The organism is Streptomyces sp. NPDC014801 (assembly GCF_043082085.1).
In the GTDB taxonomy this organism is placed as follows: domain Bacteria; phylum Actinomycetota; class Actinomycetes; order Streptomycetales; family Streptomycetaceae; genus Streptomyces.
Genome location: NZ_JBIBXG010000012.1, coordinates 1 through 18,508, shown reverse-complemented (window position 1 = coordinate 18,508; position 18,508 = coordinate 1). Strand labels below are relative to the sequence as shown.

The window sequence follows — 18,508 nt, the reverse complement described above, 5'->3', positions numbered from 1 at the left end:
AGCGGCACCCCGCAACGCCGGGCCGCGCACCCCACGGCGTCCACGGCAACGCCGGGCACAGCGCACGCGAGGGCCACCGCACCCCACGGCGTCCACCCCACCCCCGGCCACAGCGCACCCGGGGTACGAGACACCGACGTACTACAACCCCCGAATGTCCCCGACAGGGAACCGTGGAGCGCGCCGCGCCGGCACCCGCCCGCTCAGCAGAATCAACCGCGCCGCCCGATGCCGCTGCCCCGCATACGGCTCCAGCAACCGCAGCATCACCTCGTCGTCGGCATGCCGGTCCCCCGCCAGCGCCCACCCCACGATCCCGGGCAGATGCAGATCCCCCACGGTCACCGCATCCGCCGCGCCATGACTGCGCTGCACGGTCTCCGCCGACGTCCACGGCCCGATCCCCGGCACCACCTCCAGCCGGGCCCGCGCCGCCGCCGGAGGCATCCGTACCGCCTCCTCCAGCCGCGCGGCGACCCGCACGGCCCGCAGGATGGTCGACGCCCGCTTGTCGTCGACCCCGGCCCGGTGCCACTCCCAGGAGGGGATCAGCGCCCAGTCCCGGGCGGCCGGCATGACGTACATCCGCCCGGGCGCCGGCCCCGGCGCCGGCTCACCGAAGCGCCGCACCAGCAACCGCCACGCCCGGTACGCCTCGTCCGTCGTGACCTTCTGCTCCAGCACCGACGGAATCAGCGACTCCAGGACCAGCCCGGTCCGTCCGAGCCGCAGCCCGGGCCGCCGGTGCCGGGCCAGCGCCACGATCTTGTGGCGGGGCGTGAACGCCGACGGATCGTCCGCCGCGCCGCACATCAGCGGCAGCTGCTCCAGCAGCCATCCGGCCCCCGGCCCCCACGCCTCCCCGTGGACGACCCCGCCGCGCATCGTCACGCGCAGCGTCCCCGGCCCGGCGGGCGTCCGGCTCGCCCGCCACACGGAACCGTCCGGCAGGGCCCGGAACGTCGGGTCGCCGGGCCCGCGCCGCAGCGGCCCGAGCACCAGCCCGAGGTCCAGCGGCCCGTCGGGCGTCCACGTCCGCACCCGTCCGGGTGCCGGAGCCGGCCGCGGCACCGCCCCCGCGGGCACCGCGACGTCGCCGCCGCGCAGGGTGGTACGCGTCGGCCGGGGAGCGAACCGTCCAGCCACGAAGGAGTCCCGAGTGTCGGAAGGGAAAGGAGACGCTACGAGCGTACGGTCACCGCACCTCGATGAAGCCCCCCGCGTCCCGCTCCGGCCGCGGCCGCGGCTCCTCGGCGGGGTGCCCGACGGCCACCGCGCCCATCGGATCCCAGCCGGCGGGCAGCTCCAGCACCTCCCGTACGACGTCCCGGCAGAACATCGTCGAGGACACCCACGCCGACCCCAGCCGCTCCCCGGCGAGCGCGACGAGGAAGTTCTGCACGCCCGCGCCGGCGGCGACGACGAACATCTCCCGCTCCGCCGCGTCCCGCCGCGCGTCGCCGTAGGTGTGCGAGCCGTCCATCACCAGGCACGGCACGACCAGGTACGGGGCGTTGCGCAGGACGTCGCCGCGGCGCACCCGCTTGGCGATGGACTCCTCGCTCTTGCCGTCCCGCCGCAGATCGGCGATCCAGGCGTCGCGCATCGCGTCCAGCAGCCGCGTGCGGGACTCCGGCGACTCCAGGAGGACGAACCGCCACGGCGTGGTGTGGTGCGGCGCCGGTGCCGTCACCGCGGCGGCGACCGCCCGGCGGACCGCACCGGGGTCGACCGGCTCGTCCGTGAACGCGCGCACGGTACGCCGCTGGGTCACCGCCAGCCGGATCGCCTCGGAGGTGCCGAGGCGGAACATGTCGTCGCGCGCGCCGCGCACCAGCGCCCGGGCCCCGTCGGTGTCGTCGCCGGCCACCACCTGGGGCAGTCCGCGCACCACGGCGACGGGCAGCCCGGCGGCCTTGCCCTTGACCAGGTCGCCGGCCGCGGCCAGCTCGTCGGCGGTCGCCACGACCGTCGCGCTGAGCGGGTTGCCGTACGCGTCCGTGCCCCCGCGCAGGTCGTCCAGCACGCGCACCCCGGCGGCGCCGATCGCGACGTCGGTGAGCCCCGCGCGCCAGGGCCGCCCGAACGTGTCGGTGACGACGACACCGACGTCGACGCCGAGCAGGTCGCGCAGCCCGTCGCGGATCGCGCGCGCGGAGGCGTCCGGGTCCTCGGGCAGCAGCAGCACTGTGCCGGCCGGGGTGTTGGAGGCGTCCACGCCGGCCGCGGCCATGACCAGGCCCTGCCGGTTCTCCACGATCCGCAGGGTGCCGCGCCGCGCCACCACGCGGACGGTCTCCGCGTCGATGGCGGCCTCCCGGTCGGCGGCCCGCATGATCCGGCCCTCCGCCTTGGAGACGATCTTGGAGGTGACGAGCACGACGTCCCCGTCGGCGAGGCCGGGCTCGGCGGCGGCGATCAGCTTGGCGAGGTCGTCACCGGGCCGCACCTCGGGGAGGCCGGGCAGCGCCCACACCCGGTAGCCCTCGGTGCTCACTGTCCGCGCACCTCCTCGGCCAGCGCCAGCGCCTCACGGGCCATCTGCGCCGCGGCGTCCACGTCGGTCATCATCAGCGGTACGGCCCGGCAGCGGATGCCGGCCGTCTCGACCCGCTCGACCGCGCCCGCGTCGACGGTGTCGACGAGCCAGCCGTCCAGCAGTCCGGAGCCGTAGTGCTCGGCGACCGCGGCGGCGCTGGACTCGACACCGACCGCGGCGAGCACCTTGTCCGCCATCCCGCGCACGGGCGCGTCCCCGACGATGGGGGACAGGCCGACCACCGGCACGCCCGCGTCGGCGATGGCCTCGCGGATGCCGGGCACGGCGAGGATCGTGCCGACGGAGACCACCGGGTTGGACGGCGGGAAGAGGATCACGTCCGCCTCGGCGATCGCCTCCAGCACCCCGGGTGCCGGCTTGGCCTGCTCGGCGCCGACCGGCACGATCGCCTCGGCCGGCACCTCGGCGCGCAGCCTCACCCAGTACTCCTGGAAGTGGACCGCCTTGCGCTCCCCGTCGAGCTCGACCGCGACATGGGTCTCGACCCGGTCGTCGGTCATCGGGATCAGCTTCACGCCCGGCTTCCAGCGGTCGCACAGCGCCTCGGTGACCGCGCTGAGCGGATATCCGGCGCCGATCATCTGCGTCCGCACGATGTGCGTGGCGAAGTCGCGGTCGCCGAGCCCGAACCACTCCGGCCCGACGCCGTAGGCGGCGAGCTCCTCCTTGAGGTGGAAGGTCTCGTCGGCCCTTCCCCAGCCCTGTTCCTCGTTGATGCCGCCGCCGAGCGTGTACATCACCGTGTCGAGGTCCGGGCAGACCTTCAGACCGAAGAGGTGGATGTCGTCGCCGGTGTTGCCGATGACCGTGATGTCCGCGTCCGGCACGGCCCGCTTCAGACCGCGCAGGAACCGGGCACCGCCGATGCCGCCTGCCAGAACCACAATGCGCATGCGCCAAGTCTCGCAGGCGGGTACGACAACGCGTCAGACGACCGGGCAACGCGCCGCGGGGCGCTCCGGCGAGCGCACCGGGAAGCCGGCCGGGGAACGGATCAGACGGACAGGGAGCGCGGCGTCCGGCGGGCCTCGCAGTGCGGGGCCGTGTGCATCGGCATCTCGGTCAGGCCGGGGAAGTACACGTGCAGGCTGACCGCCGGCTCCAGCGTGTCGTTCACGACCTCGTGGACGTAACCGGGCGCGAACACCCGCTGGGCACCGGCCGCCAGCGCACGCGTGCCGCGTGCGGTGTGCTCGGTGAGAGTGCCGTCGAGCACGGTGAGCACGCCGGAGGAGGGGCCGTGGTCGTGCCGCCCACTGCCCTGGCCGGGCACCCAGGACAGCAGCCACACCTCGTAGCCGGGCCCGGTGCGCAGCCGGTGGTACCAGCGGGTCGTGGCGTCGTAGCGGACCAGGTGCTCCCACTGGGCGCGGTCGGCCGCGATCGCGCGGGCCAGGCCGACGAAGTCGGCGACGGTGGCCGGGTGCTCACGCGGGGGCTGCAGCAGGTGCGGCACTTCGAGGATGTCGCCGGCGATCTGGAGGTCGCTGTCGCTGTTCATGGGGTGCTGAGGTCCCTTGGCGAGGAGTGCGGACGGGTGCCCCGTGGGAGAGGGCGAAAGGGGGATACGACGGCCCGGGGACGAGGTCCGGCGGGCAGCTGGAGCTACGGTCGGCTCAACAGCTGGGACAGCAACAGCAACAGCGAACGCACACAGCACCGAGGGACCCGGCGGCGCGGGTCGTCACAGGTGCCAAGTTCGCGAGCATGCCCACAAGGACAGCGGTTCACACCTTCACTGTCAACTCGACGCCCGGTATGTGGGACAAGCTTCACCTCTTCCGGTGCATGTCGAAGGTGAAAGGTTTGCTCACCCCCTCACCGGGACACATGCGGCACATCCGGGTGCGCAAGGCGCGTTGCGATCTCGTGATCCGACTGTGATCTTGTTCGCTTCGCCGCGTGCACAGGAACGGGATCGAACGCGCGGGCGTCTTTCTCCGTACAGGCTCCGTGAGGGGTCCTCGAGGGGGAGGGAAGCCCTCCGGGCCCCGACTGCGTGTCAAGGTTTATGGCGATTTGAACACTTTCCGCATGGCCTTGGTTCCGCAGAGTGAATAAGGGGCCCAATAGCAGATCTCGGCTTGACTCGCCCGGAGCAGCACACTTGTAATTTCACTCGTGTCGTTCAGCCGGAATCGGTAACGGCTACATCACGGGGACGCGGAGAGACAGACGAGGGGCGCACATGACCGAGCTGGTGCAGCAACTGCTGGTCGACGACGCGGGCGAGGAACTCGGCTGGCAGGAGCGCGCGCTGTGCGCCCAGACCGACCCCGAGTCCTTCTTCCCCGAGAAGGGCGGCTCCACCAGAGAGGCCAAGAAGGTGTGCCTCGCGTGCGAAGTCCGCTCCGAGTGCCTGGAGTACGCCCTCGCCAACGACGAACGGTTCGGCATCTGGGGCGGTCTGTCCGAGCGTGAGCGCCGGCGCCTGAAGAAGGCCGCCGTCTGACCGCACGCCGGCCGAACAACAGCGGACCGTTCCGCACAAACGTCTCGAACGGCCCGTCGCGGGTGGGTTGTCCACAGGCGACGGGCCGCGGTCATGCCCAGCCGATAGTGTGGTCGCTCGTCCGAGACGCCCCGCCACCCGCAGGTGGCACAGGCGTCCACCGCAGTCCACCGAACCGGGGCCCGTACCTCGATGACCGTGCACAGCCACACCGCAGCCCAGCACGACCCGGCTGCGTCCGCCGGGTTCGACCCAGCCCGCCCGCCAGAGTTCCCGCGTCACGTGGTGACCGCGGTCCTCGTCTCCCACGACGGCGCCCGCTGGCTGCCCGACGCGCTCGCCGGGCTGCTCGGCCAGGAGCGCCCCGTGCAGTACGCCGTCGCCGCCGACACCGGCAGCGCCGACGACTCCGCGCAGCTGGTCACGGCCGCCCTCGGCGCCGACCGGGTGCTGCACCTCGCCCGCCGCACCGGCTTCGGCCAGGCCGTCGAGGAGGCCGCCCGGATCGCGCCCCACCTCACCCCCGAGGACCTGCCCTACCTCAAGCGGCCCAGCGGCTGGGACCCCGTCACGCGCACCTGGCGCGACGACGCCTACGACCTGCCCGAACTGCCGCACGGCGAGCCCGTCCAGTGGCTGTGGCTGCTGCACGACGACTGCGCACCCGAACCCGGCGCCCTCGCCGAACTGCTGCGCGTCGTCGACCGCGAACTCGAACTCGGCCGCGACGACGTGGCCGTCGTCGGCCCCAAACTGCGCGGCTGGTACGACCGCCGGCAACTGCTGGAGGTCGGCGTCTCCATCGCCAACTCCGGCCGCCGCTGGACCGGCCTGGACCGCCGCGAACAGGACCAGGGCCAGCACGACCACGTCCGCGACGTGCTGGCGGTCTCCAGCGCCGGCATGCTCATCCGCCGCGATGTCTTCGAGCAGCTCGGCGGCTTCGACCGCCGCCTGCCCCTCATGCGCGACGACGTCGACCTGTGCTGGCGCGCGCACGCCGCCGGCCACCGCGTCCTCATCGCCCCCGAGGCCGTCGTACGCCACGCCGAGGCCGCCTCCCGCGAACGCCGCACCGTCGACTGCGCCGGCCGCACCACCGCCTCCCCGCACAAGGTCGACAAGGCGGGCGCCGTCTACACCCTCCTCGTCAACGCCCGCACGGCCGTGCTGCCCTGGGTGCTGCTGCGGGTCGTGCTCGGCACCCTGGTGCGCACCGTCGCCTACCTCGTCGGCAAGGTCCCCGGACAGGCGCTCGACGAGATCCGCGGCCTGCTCGGCACGCTGCTGCGCCCCGAGCGGATCGTCGCCGGCCGGCGCCGGCGCGGCCGCCCGGTGGCCGACAAGGGCGAGCTGCGCCCCCTCTTCCCGCCGCCCGGCGCCACCGTGCGCGCCACCGTCGAACAGGTCGCCGGCAACCTCTTCGGCGGCTCCGACCCCGAGACCTCCTCGGCCGGCCGGCACGGCGGCGCCGTCGAGTCCGGACCGGGCGGCGACGACGCCGACTTCCTGGAGATCGAGCAGTTCGCCCGCCTCAAGCGCATCGCCCGCAGACCGGGCCCGGTGCTCTTCCTGGTGCTGCTGCTCGTCTCCCTCGTCGCCTGCCGGGGCCTCCTCGGCGGCGGCGCCCTCGCCGGCGGCGCGCTGCTGCCCGCCCCCGCCGACGCCTCCGACCTGTGGTCCCGCTACCTCGACGCCTGGCACCCGGTCGGCGCCGGCGGCGACCCCTCCGCACCGCCCTACCTGGCGATCGTCGCCCTGCTGGCGACCCTGCTGTTCGGCTCCACCGGCCTCGCCGTCACCGTCCTGCTGGTCTGCTCCGTCCCGCTGGCCGGCTTCACCGCCTACTTCGCCTCCCGGCCGCTCGTCACCTCGCGGCTGCTGCGCGCGTGGGCCGCCATCGTCTACGCCTTCCTGCCCGCCGCCACCGGCGCCCTCGCCGGCGGCCGCATCGGCACCGCCGTCCTCGCCGTCCTGCTGCCGCTGATCGCCCGCGCCGGCATCGCCGCCGCCGGCCTCGCGAACCCCTCCGGGGCACGCGGCAGTTGGCGCGCCACCTGGGCGTACGCCCTGCTGCTGACGCTCACCACCGCGTTCACGCCGATCGTGTGGCCCCTCGCGCTGGTCCTCGGCATCGCGGTCCTGGTGCTGCGCCGCGGCGACCTCACCGCCCACGGCCTGCGCTTCCTCGCCCAGCTGGGCACGCCCCTGCTGATCCTCGCGCCCTGGTCGCTGTCGCTGCTGCCGTTCGGCTTCTTCACCGAGGCCGGCCTCGACTACGGCCCCTCGTCCGCCTCCGCGCTCGACCTGCTGGGCGCCAGCCCCGGCGGCCCCGGCACCGTCGACGGGCTGATGCTCATCGGCGTCGTGCTGGCCGCGCTCGCCGCCCTCATGCGCACCGAGCGCGGGCGCGGCATCCGGACCGCCTGGGCCGTCGCCCTGGTCGGTCTCGTCTTCGCCGTACTGGCCAACCGCTCCGCCTGGGCCGGCCCCGCCACCCTCGTCTACGGACTCGCCCTGCTCACCGCCGCCGTCCTCGGCGCCGACGGAGCACGCGCGCGCGTGGCCGAGCAGAGCTTCGGCTGGCGCCAGCCCGTCGCCGCGCTGATCGCCTTCGCCTCCGCCGCGGGCCCGCTGCTCGTCGCCGCCGGGTGGATGATCGGCGGTGCCGACGGACCGCTGGAGCGCCGCGACCCGGTGCAGGTCCCCGCGTTCGTCGCCGAGGAGAGCGGCACCCGCGACCAGGCCCGCACCCTCGTCCTGGACAGCACCTCCCCGGCGCACGTCTCCTACATGCTGGTCCGCGGCTCCGGCGCCCGCCTCGGCGACGCCGAACTGGCCGCCGCCGACGGCGAGAACGCCCAGCTCGACAAGACCGTCGCCAACCTGGTCGCCGGCTCCGGCGCCGACCAGGTGGACCAGCTCGGCGCGTTCGCCGTCCGCTACGTCCTCGTCCACAAGGGCGCCCCCCGCGAGATCACCCGCGTCCTGGACGCCACCCCCGGCCTGAGCCGGCTCAGCCAGCAGAACGGCAGCGCCCTGTGGCGGTTGGACCGCGAGGTCTCCCGCGCCGCCGTCGTGCCCGCCTCCGGCACCGGCGCACCGCTGCCCGTCGCGGCCGGCCCCGTCGAGATCCACACCACGATCCCGGCCGGCCAGGGCCCGCGCGTGCTGCGCCTGGCCGACACCGCCGCCGACGGCTGGAGCGCCACCCTCGACGGCAAGGCGCTCAAGGCCACCACCGTCGACGGCTGGGCCCAGGGCTTCGAACTGCCCGCATCCGGCGGCCGGCTCGACGTCGTCTACGACGACCCGTTCGGCCACACCGCCTGGCTGTGGGCGCAGGGCGTCCTCGCCGTCGTCCTGGTCGTCCTCGCCCTGCCCGGCCGGCGCCGCGACGTCGACGACGACCTGCCCGAGGAACCCGCGATCCCCGCCCAGCCCGTCGCCGGCGAGGGCCGCCGCGCCCGCCGCCTGCGCGCCCAGGCCGAGTCGGAGGCCGCGCCCGAGGAGCAGCCCGCGCCCCCCGAGCAGCCCCCGGCGCCGGTCCCGCAGCAGCAGTCCTACGACCAGTGGGCCACCCCCGCCGCCACCCCCGGCGAGTACGGCGGCGGCTATGACCCGTACCAGGCGAGCCCCCAGCCCTACCCGGCCGGCACCTACGAGCAGGCGTACCAGGGCGACCCGTACCAGGCGGGCGGATACGACCCGTACGCCTACGACGGCCACGGCCAGACCGGCGCCTACGACCCGACGGCCTATCAGCAGCCGTACGACCAGGGCTACGACACCACGGCGTACGGCCAGGCACAGCCGCAACCGCACGACGGCGGCCATGAGCGCCCCGACGGGAGCCAGCAGTGAACCGCACGACCCTGTCCCTGATCGCCGGCGTCACCGCGCTCGCCGCCGTGACCGGCTTCGCGGCGCTCACCTCGCCGGACGCCTCCGGCGCGGACACCGCCGAGGCGGCCGCCCAGCGGCCCGTGGAGCGCACCACGCTGCTGTGCCCGGCGCCCAGCCTGTCCGACCTCGCCGACACGGCGTACACGTCCTTCACGCCCGTCACGCAGGGCGTTCCTGGTGCCGGTGCGGCCGAACTGCGCGCCGCGGCCGAGCAGTCCACGGACGGGACGGCCGGCAAGGACAAGAAGGGCGGCAAGAAGAAGGCGCCCGCCGCGAACGGCAAGCCGGTCCTCACGCCCAAGCAGCCCGGCACGCCCGCCACCGGTGAGGCCTCCGGCGCGAACGCCCCCGCGCTGATCGGCACCGCCACGGGCCGCCTCGCGCCCGGCTGGACCGTCCAGCAGACCACCGAGGTCGCCGCCGGCAACGGGCGCGGCCTGCAGGGCGTCAACTGCACCGCCCCGGACACCGAGTTCTGGTTCCCGGGCGCCAGCACCGCCGCCGACCGCACCGACTACGTGCACCTGACCAACCCCGACGACTCCGCCGCCGTCGCCGACATCGAGCTGTACGGCAAGGACGGCGCGATCAAGTCCACGGTGGGGGAGGGCATCACGGTCCCGCCGCACTCCAGCGAGCCGATCCTGCTGTCCACGCTGACCGACGACCGGCAGGACGTCGTCACCGTCCACGTCACCGTCCGCAGCGGCCGGGTCGGCGCCGCCGTCCAGGCCCTCGACGCCAAGCTGGGCGGCGACTGGCTGTCCCCGGCCGCGGACCCGGCGCCGAGCCTGGTGCTGCCCGGCATCCCCAAGGACGCCGTGTCCGTGCGGCTGGTCGCGTTCACGCCCGGCGCCTCCGACGCGGACCTGAAGGTGCGCCTGGCCTCCCCCTCCGGGCCGATCACCCCCGCCGGCAACGAGACGCTGCACGTGAAGTCCGGCATGACCAGCGTGCTCGACCTCGGCGACGTCACCCGTGGCGAGGCCGGCTCCCTGGTGCTCACGCCGACGGACCGCGCGGTGCCGGTGGTCGCCGCGCTGCGGGTCGTACGCGGCAAGGGCGACAAGCAGGAGACCGCGTTCATCCCGGCCACCGCGCCCGTGGGCACGCGCGCGACGGTCGCCGACAACAGCGCCAAGGGCACCACGCTCTCGCTCACCGCTCCCACGGCGACCGCCCAGGTCAAGGTGACGGCGTCGGCGGGCAGCGAGGGCGGCGCGGCCGCCACCCAGACGTACACCGTCAAGGCGGGCACCACCCAGGACGTGCCCGTGCCGGTGCCGGCCGGCCTGAAGGGCACGTACGCGCTGACGGTCGAGACGGTCTCGGGCGGCCCGGTGTACGCCTCCCGGATGCTCGCGGCGACGGAGGAGGGCGTTCCGGGCTTCACGATCCAGACGCTGCCCAACGACCGCGGCACGGTCGCGGTGCCGCAGGCCGACGAGGACCTGTCGGTGCTGCAGAAGTAGCGCGGACGGTGCCGGGGGCCGGGCGCTCGCGCGGCGGGCCTTCGGCCGGGGGGCGGGGGCCGGGCCCCGGCGGTGGGTGTCGGCCCCGGGGCGGGCGTTCGGATCAGCGGTGGGCGTCGGGCCCGGGGCCGGGGCTCCGGGTCGGCGGCGGGGGTCCGGGTCGGCCGCGGGTGCCCGGATCGGCCCCGCGTGCGGGCTCAGTCCTCGCCGTAGCGGGGGTCGACCGTCTCCGGCGTCAGGCCCAGCAGTTCGGCGACCTGCTCGACCACGACCTCGTGGACCAGCGCCGCCCGCTCGTCGCGGCCCTTGGTGCGGATCTCCACGGGCCGCCGGTACACCACCACGCGGGCCCGCCGGCCCTCGCGCGCGGGGATGATCCCGCCCAGCGGCACCGCCTCGTCGTTCCACGGCTGCCCCGGACCGTCCAGCCGGGGCACCTCCAGCACGAGGAAATCGATGTCGGCGAGTTGCGGCCAGTGCCGCTCCAGCCGGTCGACGGAGTCCTGCACGAGATCGGCGAACACCTCGGCGCGGCTGGCCGCGAGCGGCACCTGCGGCGGCGCGATCGGCCCGCGCATCCCCCGGCCGTGGCGATCACGGCGGCGGGGCCCGGGGCCCGTGGCACGGGGAGGTACGGCGTTGTCCATCACTGGTGCAGCGTAGTCCTCGGGGCGGCCGTCCGCCCTGTGCACGCGTGACGGTTCGGCCACCGGTGGTCGACGGAGCGTGTGTGTCGGGAGATGACCATTCCAGCCAAGGTTGGGCTCGTTTCCGTATCTCTGCGGGACCGCGGACCTCAAGCCAATTGGCGTTGTTTGTACCGAGAAATGACTGTACGGCGAACCGCGACCCCTGCCGAAACCGGACGTCGGTGCAGGTCAACGAGGTGCCTCTGGCAAGGTGTGTGGGACGTTTCACAGCACGACACGGTGGGGTGACCTGGTGGAGAGTCGTCGCGGCCCGCTCAAGAGTGCGGTACCGTCCAACATCGTGAGCCCTGTACGTCGCTGTTCGCGCACCGCCTGCGGCCGACCCGCCGTCGCGACGCTGACGTACGTCTACGCCGACTCGACCGCGGTCCTCGGCCCGCTCGCGACCTACGCCGAACCCCACTGCTACGACCTGTGCGCCGAGCACTCCGAGCGCCTGACCGCCCCGCGCGGCTGGGAGGTCGTCCGGCTCCTCGACGGCTCCGCCCCGGCGCGGCCCAGCGGAGACGACCTGGAAGCGCTTGCCAACGCCGTGCGCGAGGCGGCCCGCCCCCAGGAGCGGGCGGCCGAGGCCGGCGGCGGGGCCCGCTCGGCCGACCCGATGGAGGTCGCCCGCCGCGGCCATCTGCGGGTCCTGCGCTCGCCCGACAACTGAGCCGCCGCGACAGCCTGCGGCGCCCAGCGTTCACGGCGCGGACCATCCGCTTGACCTGAGGTTACGGCTCGACGTCCACTCGGTGTCCGTCCCCGCGGCGGCCACTACGGGCGGGTAGGTTGGGGCGACCCGACGGGGACGCTCAGGAGGAAGTGACCGTGGCTCGTGATCTGTCGCAGATCGTGAAGGCGTACGACGTGCGCGGGGTGGTCCCCGACCAGTGGGACGAGTCGCTCGCCGAACTGTTCGGCATGGCCTTCGCGCAGGTGACCGACGCCGAGGCGATCGTCGTCGGCCACGACATGCGGCCCTCCTCGCCCGGCCTGTCCCGCGCCTTCGCCCGCGGCGCGGCCGCACGCGGCGTGGACGTCACCGAGATCGGCCTGTGCTCGACGGACCAGCTGTACTACGCCTCCGGCGCGCTGAACCTGCCCGGTGCCATGTTCACCGCCTCGCACAACCCCGCCCGGTACAACGGCATCAAGCTCTGCCGGGCGGGCGCCGCGCCCGTCGGCCAGGACACGGGGCTCGCCGAGATCCGCGCGCTGGTGGAGGAGTGGAGCGCCTCCGGTGCCCCCTCGCCGGCCGAGCGGCCCGGAACCGTGGGGCGGCGCGAGACGCTGGAGGACTACGCGGCGTATCTGAAGTCGCTGGTCGACCTGACCGGCATCCGGCGTCTGAAGGTCGTCGTCGACGCGGGCAACGGCATGGGCGGCCACACCGTGCCGACGGTCCTGGCCGGCCTGCCCGTCGAGCTGGTCCCGATGTACTTCGAGCTCGACGGCACCTTCCCCAACCACGAGGCCAACCCGCTCGACCCGGCCAACCTCGTCGACCTCCAGCGGCGCGTCCGCGAGGAGGGCGCCGACCTCGGCCTCGCCTTCGACGGCGACGCCGACCGCTGCTTCGTCGTCGACGAACGCGGCGAACCGGTCTCGCCGTCGGCGATCACCGCGCTGGTCGCGGCACGCGAGCTCGGCCGCAACGGCGGGCACGGGACGATCATCCACAACCTGATCACCTCCTGGTCGGTCCCGGAGGTCGTCAAGGAGCACGGCGGCACGCCGGTGCGGACGCGGGTCGGCCACTCCTTCATCAAGGCCGAGATGGCGCGTACGGGGGCGATCTTCGGCGGGGAGCACTCCGCGCACTACTACTTCAAGGACTTCTGGAACGCCGACACGGGCATGCTGGCCGCGCTGCACGTCCTCGCGGCGCTCGGCGGGCAGGACGGGCCGCTGTCCGCGCTGGTGGCGCAGTACGACCGGTACGCGGGGTCGGGCGAGATCAACTCCACGGTCGCGGACCAGGCGTCCCGGCTCGCCGCGATCCGCGCCGCGTACGAGGGGCGGGACGGGGTCACCCTGGACACGCTGGACGGGCTGACGGTCACGGGGTCCGACTGGTGGTTCAACGTCCGCCCCTCCAACACGGAACCGCTGCTGCGGCTGAACGCGGAAGCGAAGAACACGGACCTGATGGCCCACGTACGGGACGAGGCACTGGCAATCATCCGAGCGTGAGGTGGGTGCGGTGCGGTGCCGGGTGCGGGTCTCGTCGTGGCTTGTCGCGCAGTTCCTCGCGCCCCTAGGGGGTTGCAGTCACCCGTCTCCTTAGCTGCGGGCAGTGGTGCCGCTGGGCCGGCGCCCCACCCTGCGTAGCTGCGGGCAGTCGTGCCGCTGGGGCGGCACGGGTGGGCGCAGCGGCACCCCGCACCGCCGGGCAGCGCACCCCACGGCGTTCACCAAAACGCCGGGCACAGCGCACCGCAGGGCACCGCGCCCCACGGCGTGCACCGCACCCGGGGGCAAGCGCACCCCAGGGCACCGCACCGCAGGGCACCGCACCCTTGGCCCACCCCCGGCGCGGACCCGCTCCCGGCGGTACCCTGACCAGGCGCAAACCCACACCCGCACCCCCCCGGAAGGGACACGCTCATGCCGCTCGAAGCCGGCCTCCTGGAGATCCTCGCCTGCCCGGCCTGCCACGCCCCCCTCAAGGAGCAGGACACCGAGCTGATCTGCACCGGCCAGGACTGCGGCCTGGCGTACCCCGTCCGCGACGGCATCCCCGTCCTGCTCGTCGACGAGGCCCGCCGCCCGGCGTAGCCGCCGCCCGCGCCCAGACGACCCGGCGATCGGAGACTGCCGCCATGCTCGACGAATCGCTGCTCGACACACCGGACGCCCTGACCGAGGCCGACCGCCGCGCCCTGCTGCGCGGCGCCGCCGAGGCCGGCGCCCGCGTCCGCACGGCCGCCCGGCACGCCGCCGAGGCCGGCATCGGCGACCTGCGCCCCGACGGCCGCCCCCGCGCCGTCCTCATCGCCGGTCCCGGCGCCGCCGCCACCCACACCGCCGACCTCCTCGGCACGCTCGCCGGCGCCGGCAGCCCCGTCATCCGGCTCGCCCCCACCGGCGTCGCCCCCGCCGCGGGCGCCCTGCGCTGGGAACTGCCCGGCTGGGCCAGCTCCGTCGACCTGCTGCTGATCGCCACCCCGGACGGCACCGAACCGTCCCTGTCACAGCTCACCGAGCAGGCCTACCGCCGCGGCTGCACGGTCGTCGCCGTCGCTCCCGCCGGCACCCCGCTCGCCGAGTCCGTGGCGGGCTCCCACGGCCTGTTCGTACCGATGGCGACCGCCCCGTACGACCAGGACGAGCCGCTCGCCGCGTCCGCGCCCGGCGTCCTGTGGGCGCTGCTCACCCCGCTGCTCGCCCTCCTGGACCGGGTCGGGCTGCTCTCCGCCCCGCCCGAGGCCCTGGAGAAGGTCGCCGACCGCCTCGACCGGATCGCCGAACGCTGCGGCCCGGCCATCGCGACGTACAGCAATCCCGCCAAGACGCTCGCCGCCGAACTCGCCGACGCCCTGCCCCTGGTGTGGACCGAGGGCGTCTCCGCAGGACCGGCCGGCCGCCGCTTCGCCTCCGCCCTCGCCGAGCTGGCCGGCGTCCCCGCGGTCGTCGCCGAACTGCCCGAGGCGCTCGCCGCGCACAGCGCCCTGCTCGCCGGCCCGCTGGCCGCCGGCTCCGACCCGGACGACTTCTTCCGCGACCGCGTCGAGGAGCCGCCCGCGATGCACGCGCGCGTGGTGCTGCTGCGCGACCGCCCCATCGGCAGCCTCACCGCCGCCCCGGCCGCCCGCGACCTGGCACTCAGCCACGACACGCCGATCAGCGAGCTGGAACCGGAGGAGGGCGGCGAGCTGGAGACCCTCGCCGAGCTGATCGCCATCACCGATTTCGCCGCCGTTTACCTGGCGGTCGCGTCCAGAAGCTGACCTTTCACCGGCGCCCCCCGGGGCGGCCGGCCCGCACCCCTTCGGCGTACGCAGAGAGAGACATGGACCGCCTCGACAACACCGTCCGCCCCTACGCGTGGGGTTCCACCACCGCGATCCCGCGGCTGCTCGGCGTCGAGCCGACCGGCGAACCGCAGGCGGAGATGTGGATGGGCGCACACCCGGGCGCCCCCTCGCGCACCGCGCGCGGCACTCTCGCCGAGGTCATCGCGGCAGCCCCCGAGCGGGAGCTGGGTGCCGCGGCCGTGGCGAAGTTCGGCCCGCGTCTGCCCTTCCTGCTCAAGCTGCTGGCCGCGGGTGCCCCGCTCTCCCTCCAGGTGCACCCGGACCTGGAGCAGGCCCGGCAGGGGTACGCCGACGAGGAGCGCCGCGGCATCCCCGCCGACGCCCCGCACCGCAACTACAAGGACGCCAACCACAAGCCCGAACTGATCTGCGCGCTCACCGAGTTCGACGGGCTGTGCGGCTTCCGCGACCCGGCCCACGCCGCCGACCTGCTGGCCGGACTCGGCGTCGACTCCCTCAAGCCGTACGTCGACCTGCTGCACGCCCACCCCGAGGACGCGGCCCTGCGGGAGGTGCTCACCGCCCTCCTCGGCGCCGACCGGGAGGAGACCGCGCACACCGTCGCCGAGGCCGCGGCCGCCTGCGACCGCCTCGGCGGCGACTACGCGCCCTACGCCGGCATCGCCCACCACTACCCGGGCGACCCCGGCGTCATCGCCGCGATGCTGCTCAACCACGTCCGGCTCCAGCCCGGCGAGGCCCTCTACCTCGGCGCGGGCGTCCCGCACGCGTACCTGAGCGGTCTGGGCGTGGAGATCATGGCCAACTCCGACAACGTCCTGCGCTGCGGCCTGACGCCCAAGCACGTCGACGTCCCCGAACTGCTGCGCGTCGTCCGCTTCGAGGCGAGCGACCCGGGCGTACTGCGCCCGGAGGCCTCCCCGGACGGCGAGGAGGTCTACGAGACCCCCATCGACGAGTTCCGCCTGTCCCGCTACGTGCTCCCCGCGGGCGGCGCCGCCCACGACCTCACCCGGTCCACCCCGCAGATCCTGCTGTGCACGGCGGGCACGGTCCGGGCCGGCGACCAGGAGCTGACCCCCGGTCAGTCCGTGTTCGTGCCGGCGGGGGAGCGGGCCGAGGTGTCCGGCGCCGGCACCCTCTTCCGGGCCACCGTGATCGCCTGACACCGAGCCCGGCGCCCATTTCGTGTGTTCGTATGACCGCCCCTGTGGACACCTGAGACGCCGGAGCGGTGCGGGCTGCAAGAATGACCCACCGGCAAAGGGCGGGCAAAGGCCCGGACGTCGACAACAGACGCAGGCGAAGGGACACGCGGACACATGAGCGCGTCAGGCGGCAGCAAGGCGATCGTGGCGGCACTCGGCGCCAACCTCGCGATCGCGGCATCGAAGTTCGTGGCGTTCGCGTTCAGCGGCTCGTCGTCGATGCTCGCCGAGGGCGTGCACTCGCTCGCCGACTCCGGCAACCAGTTCCTGCTGCTGATCGGCGGCAAGCGCGCCCAGCGCGAGGCCACCCCGCAGCACCCCTTCGGCTACGGCCGAGAGCGGTACATCTACGCCTTCCTCGTCTCCATCGTCCTGTTCTCGGTCGGCGGCATGTTCGCCATCTACGAGGGCTACGAGAAGATCAGCCACCCGCACGAACTGGAGCACTGGTACTGGCCGGTGGGCGTCCTCGTCTTCGCGATCATCGCCGAGGGCTTCTCCTTCCGCACCGCCATCAAGGAGTCCAACGAACTGCGCGGCACGCTGTCCTGGACGGCCTTCATCCGCCGCGCCAAGGCACCCGAGCTGCCCGTCGTCCTCCTGGAGGACTTCGGTGCCCTGATCGGTCTGGTCCTCGCCCTCTTCGGTGTCGGCATGTCCCTGCTCACCGGTGACGGCGTCTGGGACGGCGTCGGCACCGTCTGCATCGGTGTCCTGCTCGTCCTCATCGCGCTCGTCCTCGCCGCCGAGACCAAGTCGCTGCTGCTCGGCGAGGCCGCCGGCACCGAGGAAGTGAAGAAGATCGAGGCCGCCGTCGTCGACGGCGACACCGTCACCGGCATCATCCACATGCGCACGCTCCACCTCGGCCCCGAGGAGCTGCTGATCGCCGCCAAGATCGCCGTCCGGCACGACGACACCGCCGCCGAGGTCGCCGCCGCCATCGACGCGGCCGAGGCCCGCATCCGCGCCGCCGTGCCCATCGCCCGCGTCATCTACCTCGAGCCCGACATCTACAGCGAGGCCGAGGCCGCCAAGGGCCCCGACCCGGAGGCCACCCCCGGCGGCCCCACCCCCCAGAGCGCCGGCCACTGAGCCGCTACCCCTGCCTCACCCGTCGTCGAGCAGCCCCGGCTCGTCCGGTGCCCCGGCACCCCCACGATCGGCCCACCGCGCGGTACCGCGTCCCCTCGGCCCCGGACGGCCTGACGGACGCGGCGTGCTGCCCCACCCGGCCACGGCCGCAATGGCGTGAAAGTTGCGCCGGCCCCGCGGTGAACGTCCGATGGATTCCGAGGCGGACTGGGGACGGCCGGGCCGACCGGTGTAGCTTGGGAGGGAGCCAGACGTCGCTGCTGATGGCGGTCGGGCGGTCCCGCCGCGGACCGACCGAGGGAGAGAGGGCCTCCGACGGACTGCGCTGCGCGCACGCGGGCATGCCTGGGTCCCCTTCGGGCACCCTGTGTCCGCCGCCGCGCAGGTCAGCCGTACCCACACCTCGACCCAACCCGAGGAGCAGCCCGAATGACTTCTGTCGACAACCGACAGGACTTCAAGGTCGCCGACCTTTCCCTGGCCGAGTTCGGCCGCAAGGAGATCAGCCTCGCCGAGCACGAGATGCCCGGTCTGATGGCGATCCGCAAGGAGTACGCCGAGGCGCAGCCCCTGAAGGGTGCCCGGATCACCGGCTCCCTCCACATGACCGTGCAGACGGCCGTGCTGATCGAGACGCTGGTCGCGCTCGGCGCCCAGGTCCGCTGGGCGTCCTGCAACATCTTCTCCACGCAGGACCACGCCGCCGCCGCCATCGCCGTCGGCCCCAACGGCACGCCCGACAACCCGCAGGGCGTCCCCGTCTTCGCCTGGAAGGGCGAGACGCTGGAGGAGTACTGGTGGTGCACCGAGCAGGCGCTGACCTGGCCGGGCACCCCCACCGGCGGCCCGAACATGATCCTGGACGACGGCGGTGACGCCACCCTCCTCGTCCACAAGGGTGTCGAGTACGAGAAGGACGGCAAGGTCCCCTCGCCCGACACCGCCGAGTCCGACGAGCACCGCGTCATCCTCGAGCTGCTCACCCGCACCGTCGCCGAGACCCCGCAGAAGTGGACCCAGCTGGCGTCCGAGATCCGCGGCGTCACCGAGGAGACGACGACGGGTGTGCACCGTCTGTACGAGATGATGCGCGAGGGCACGCTGCTGTTCCCCGCGATCAAC

At 74.1% G+C, this 18,508-nt stretch carries 15 protein-coding genes; 10 read left to right on the top strand and 5 right to left on the bottom strand.

Annotated elements, in window-relative coordinates; all coding sequences use genetic code 11:
- Positions 1-141 precede the first annotated feature (141 nt).
- The 4 genes from ACF1AL_RS27870 to ACF1AL_RS27855 form a co-directional block, all read right to left on the bottom strand.
- Positions 142-1,146: a DNA-3-methyladenine glycosylase family protein gene (locus ACF1AL_RS27870; protein ID WP_391827954.1), complete on the bottom strand. Its 1,005-nt coding sequence runs from the start codon at positions 1,144-1,146 to the stop codon at positions 142-144.
- Positions 1,147-1,195: 49 nt separating this feature from the next.
- Positions 1,196-2,497 carry a coenzyme F420-0:L-glutamate ligase gene (locus ACF1AL_RS27865; RefSeq protein WP_391821127.1) on the bottom strand — a complete coding sequence of 434 codons (1,302 nt, stop codon included), beginning with the start codon at positions 2,495-2,497 and terminating at the stop codon, positions 1,196-1,198.
- On the bottom strand, positions 2,494-3,453 hold the full coding sequence (gene cofD / locus ACF1AL_RS27860) for a 2-phospho-L-lactate transferase (protein WP_386913308.1): 960 nt from the start codon (positions 3,451-3,453) through the stop codon (positions 2,494-2,496). The genes ACF1AL_RS27865 and cofD overlap by 4 nt, the downstream gene beginning before the upstream one ends.
- Positions 3,454-3,554: 101 nt before the next feature.
- Positions 3,555-4,061: a cysteine dioxygenase gene (locus ACF1AL_RS27855; protein WP_391780682.1), complete on the bottom strand. Its 507-nt coding sequence runs from the start codon at positions 4,059-4,061 to the stop codon at positions 3,555-3,557.
- Positions 4,062-4,748: 687 nt separating this feature from the next.
- Here ACF1AL_RS27855 and ACF1AL_RS27850 point away from each other — a divergent pair.
- The 3 genes from ACF1AL_RS27850 to ACF1AL_RS27840 all read left to right on the top strand — a co-directional run bounded on the left by ACF1AL_RS27850 (position 4,749) and on the right by ACF1AL_RS27840 (position 10,390).
- Positions 4,749-5,012 carry a WhiB family transcriptional regulator gene (locus tag ACF1AL_RS27850; RefSeq protein ID WP_030792866.1) on the top strand — a complete coding sequence of 88 codons (264 nt, stop codon included), beginning with the start codon at positions 4,749-4,751 and terminating at the stop codon, positions 5,010-5,012.
- Positions 5,013-5,204: 192 nt separating this feature from the next.
- On the top strand, positions 5,205-8,876 hold the full coding sequence (locus tag ACF1AL_RS27845; protein ID WP_391827952.1) for a glycosyltransferase family 2 protein: 3,672 nt from the start codon (positions 5,205-5,207) through the stop codon (positions 8,874-8,876).
- Positions 8,873-10,390 (top strand): DUF5719 family protein, encoded by a 1,518-nt coding sequence (locus ACF1AL_RS27840; RefSeq protein ID WP_391827950.1) that lies wholly within the window; start codon positions 8,873-8,875, stop codon positions 10,388-10,390. The genes ACF1AL_RS27845 and ACF1AL_RS27840 overlap by 4 nt, the downstream gene beginning before the upstream one ends.
- Positions 10,391-10,587: 197 nt before the next feature.
- Here the strand turns inward: ACF1AL_RS27840 and ACF1AL_RS27835 are convergent, their stop codons facing one another.
- Entirely contained in the window at positions 10,588-11,037 is a 450-nt protein-coding gene (locus tag ACF1AL_RS27835) for a metallopeptidase family protein (RefSeq protein WP_366835779.1), read from the bottom strand.
- Between the two features lie 295 nt (positions 11,038-11,332).
- Between ACF1AL_RS27835 and ACF1AL_RS27830 the strand changes: the two genes are divergently transcribed.
- From ACF1AL_RS27830 to ACF1AL_RS27800, 7 genes are all read left to right on the top strand, one after another.
- Positions 11,333-11,755 (top strand): DUF3499 domain-containing protein, encoded by a 423-nt coding sequence (locus ACF1AL_RS27830; protein WP_019331074.1) that lies wholly within the window; start codon positions 11,333-11,335, stop codon positions 11,753-11,755.
- 158 nt (positions 11,756-11,913) lie between these two features.
- Entirely contained in the window at positions 11,914-13,278 is a 1,365-nt protein-coding gene (locus tag ACF1AL_RS27825) for a phosphomannomutase/phosphoglucomutase (protein ID WP_391827948.1), read from the top strand.
- A 414-nt stretch (positions 13,279-13,692) separates the two neighbouring features.
- Positions 13,693-13,863 (top strand): Trm112 family protein, encoded by a 171-nt coding sequence (locus ACF1AL_RS27820; RefSeq protein WP_007382472.1) that lies wholly within the window; start codon positions 13,693-13,695, stop codon positions 13,861-13,863.
- 44 nt (positions 13,864-13,907) lie between these two features.
- Positions 13,908-15,035, top strand: a complete 1,128-nt coding sequence (locus ACF1AL_RS27815) for an SIS domain-containing protein (RefSeq protein WP_366835753.1) — start codon at positions 13,908-13,910, stop codon at positions 15,033-15,035.
- 62 nt (positions 15,036-15,097) lie between these two features.
- Positions 15,098-16,249: a mannose-6-phosphate isomerase, class I gene (manA, locus tag ACF1AL_RS27810; RefSeq protein ID WP_391780684.1), complete on the top strand. Its 1,152-nt coding sequence runs from the start codon at positions 15,098-15,100 to the stop codon at positions 16,247-16,249.
- A gap of 156 nt (positions 16,250-16,405) precedes the next feature.
- Complete coding sequence (locus ACF1AL_RS27805; protein WP_366835755.1) at positions 16,406-17,386, top strand: cation diffusion facilitator family transporter; 981 nt, start codon at positions 16,406-16,408, stop codon at positions 17,384-17,386.
- Positions 17,387-17,815: 429 nt separating this feature from the next.
- Positions 17,816-18,508, top strand: a 693-nt coding sequence (locus tag ACF1AL_RS27800; RefSeq protein ID WP_366835757.1) for an adenosylhomocysteinase, incomplete at its 3' end; no start/stop codon positions are given.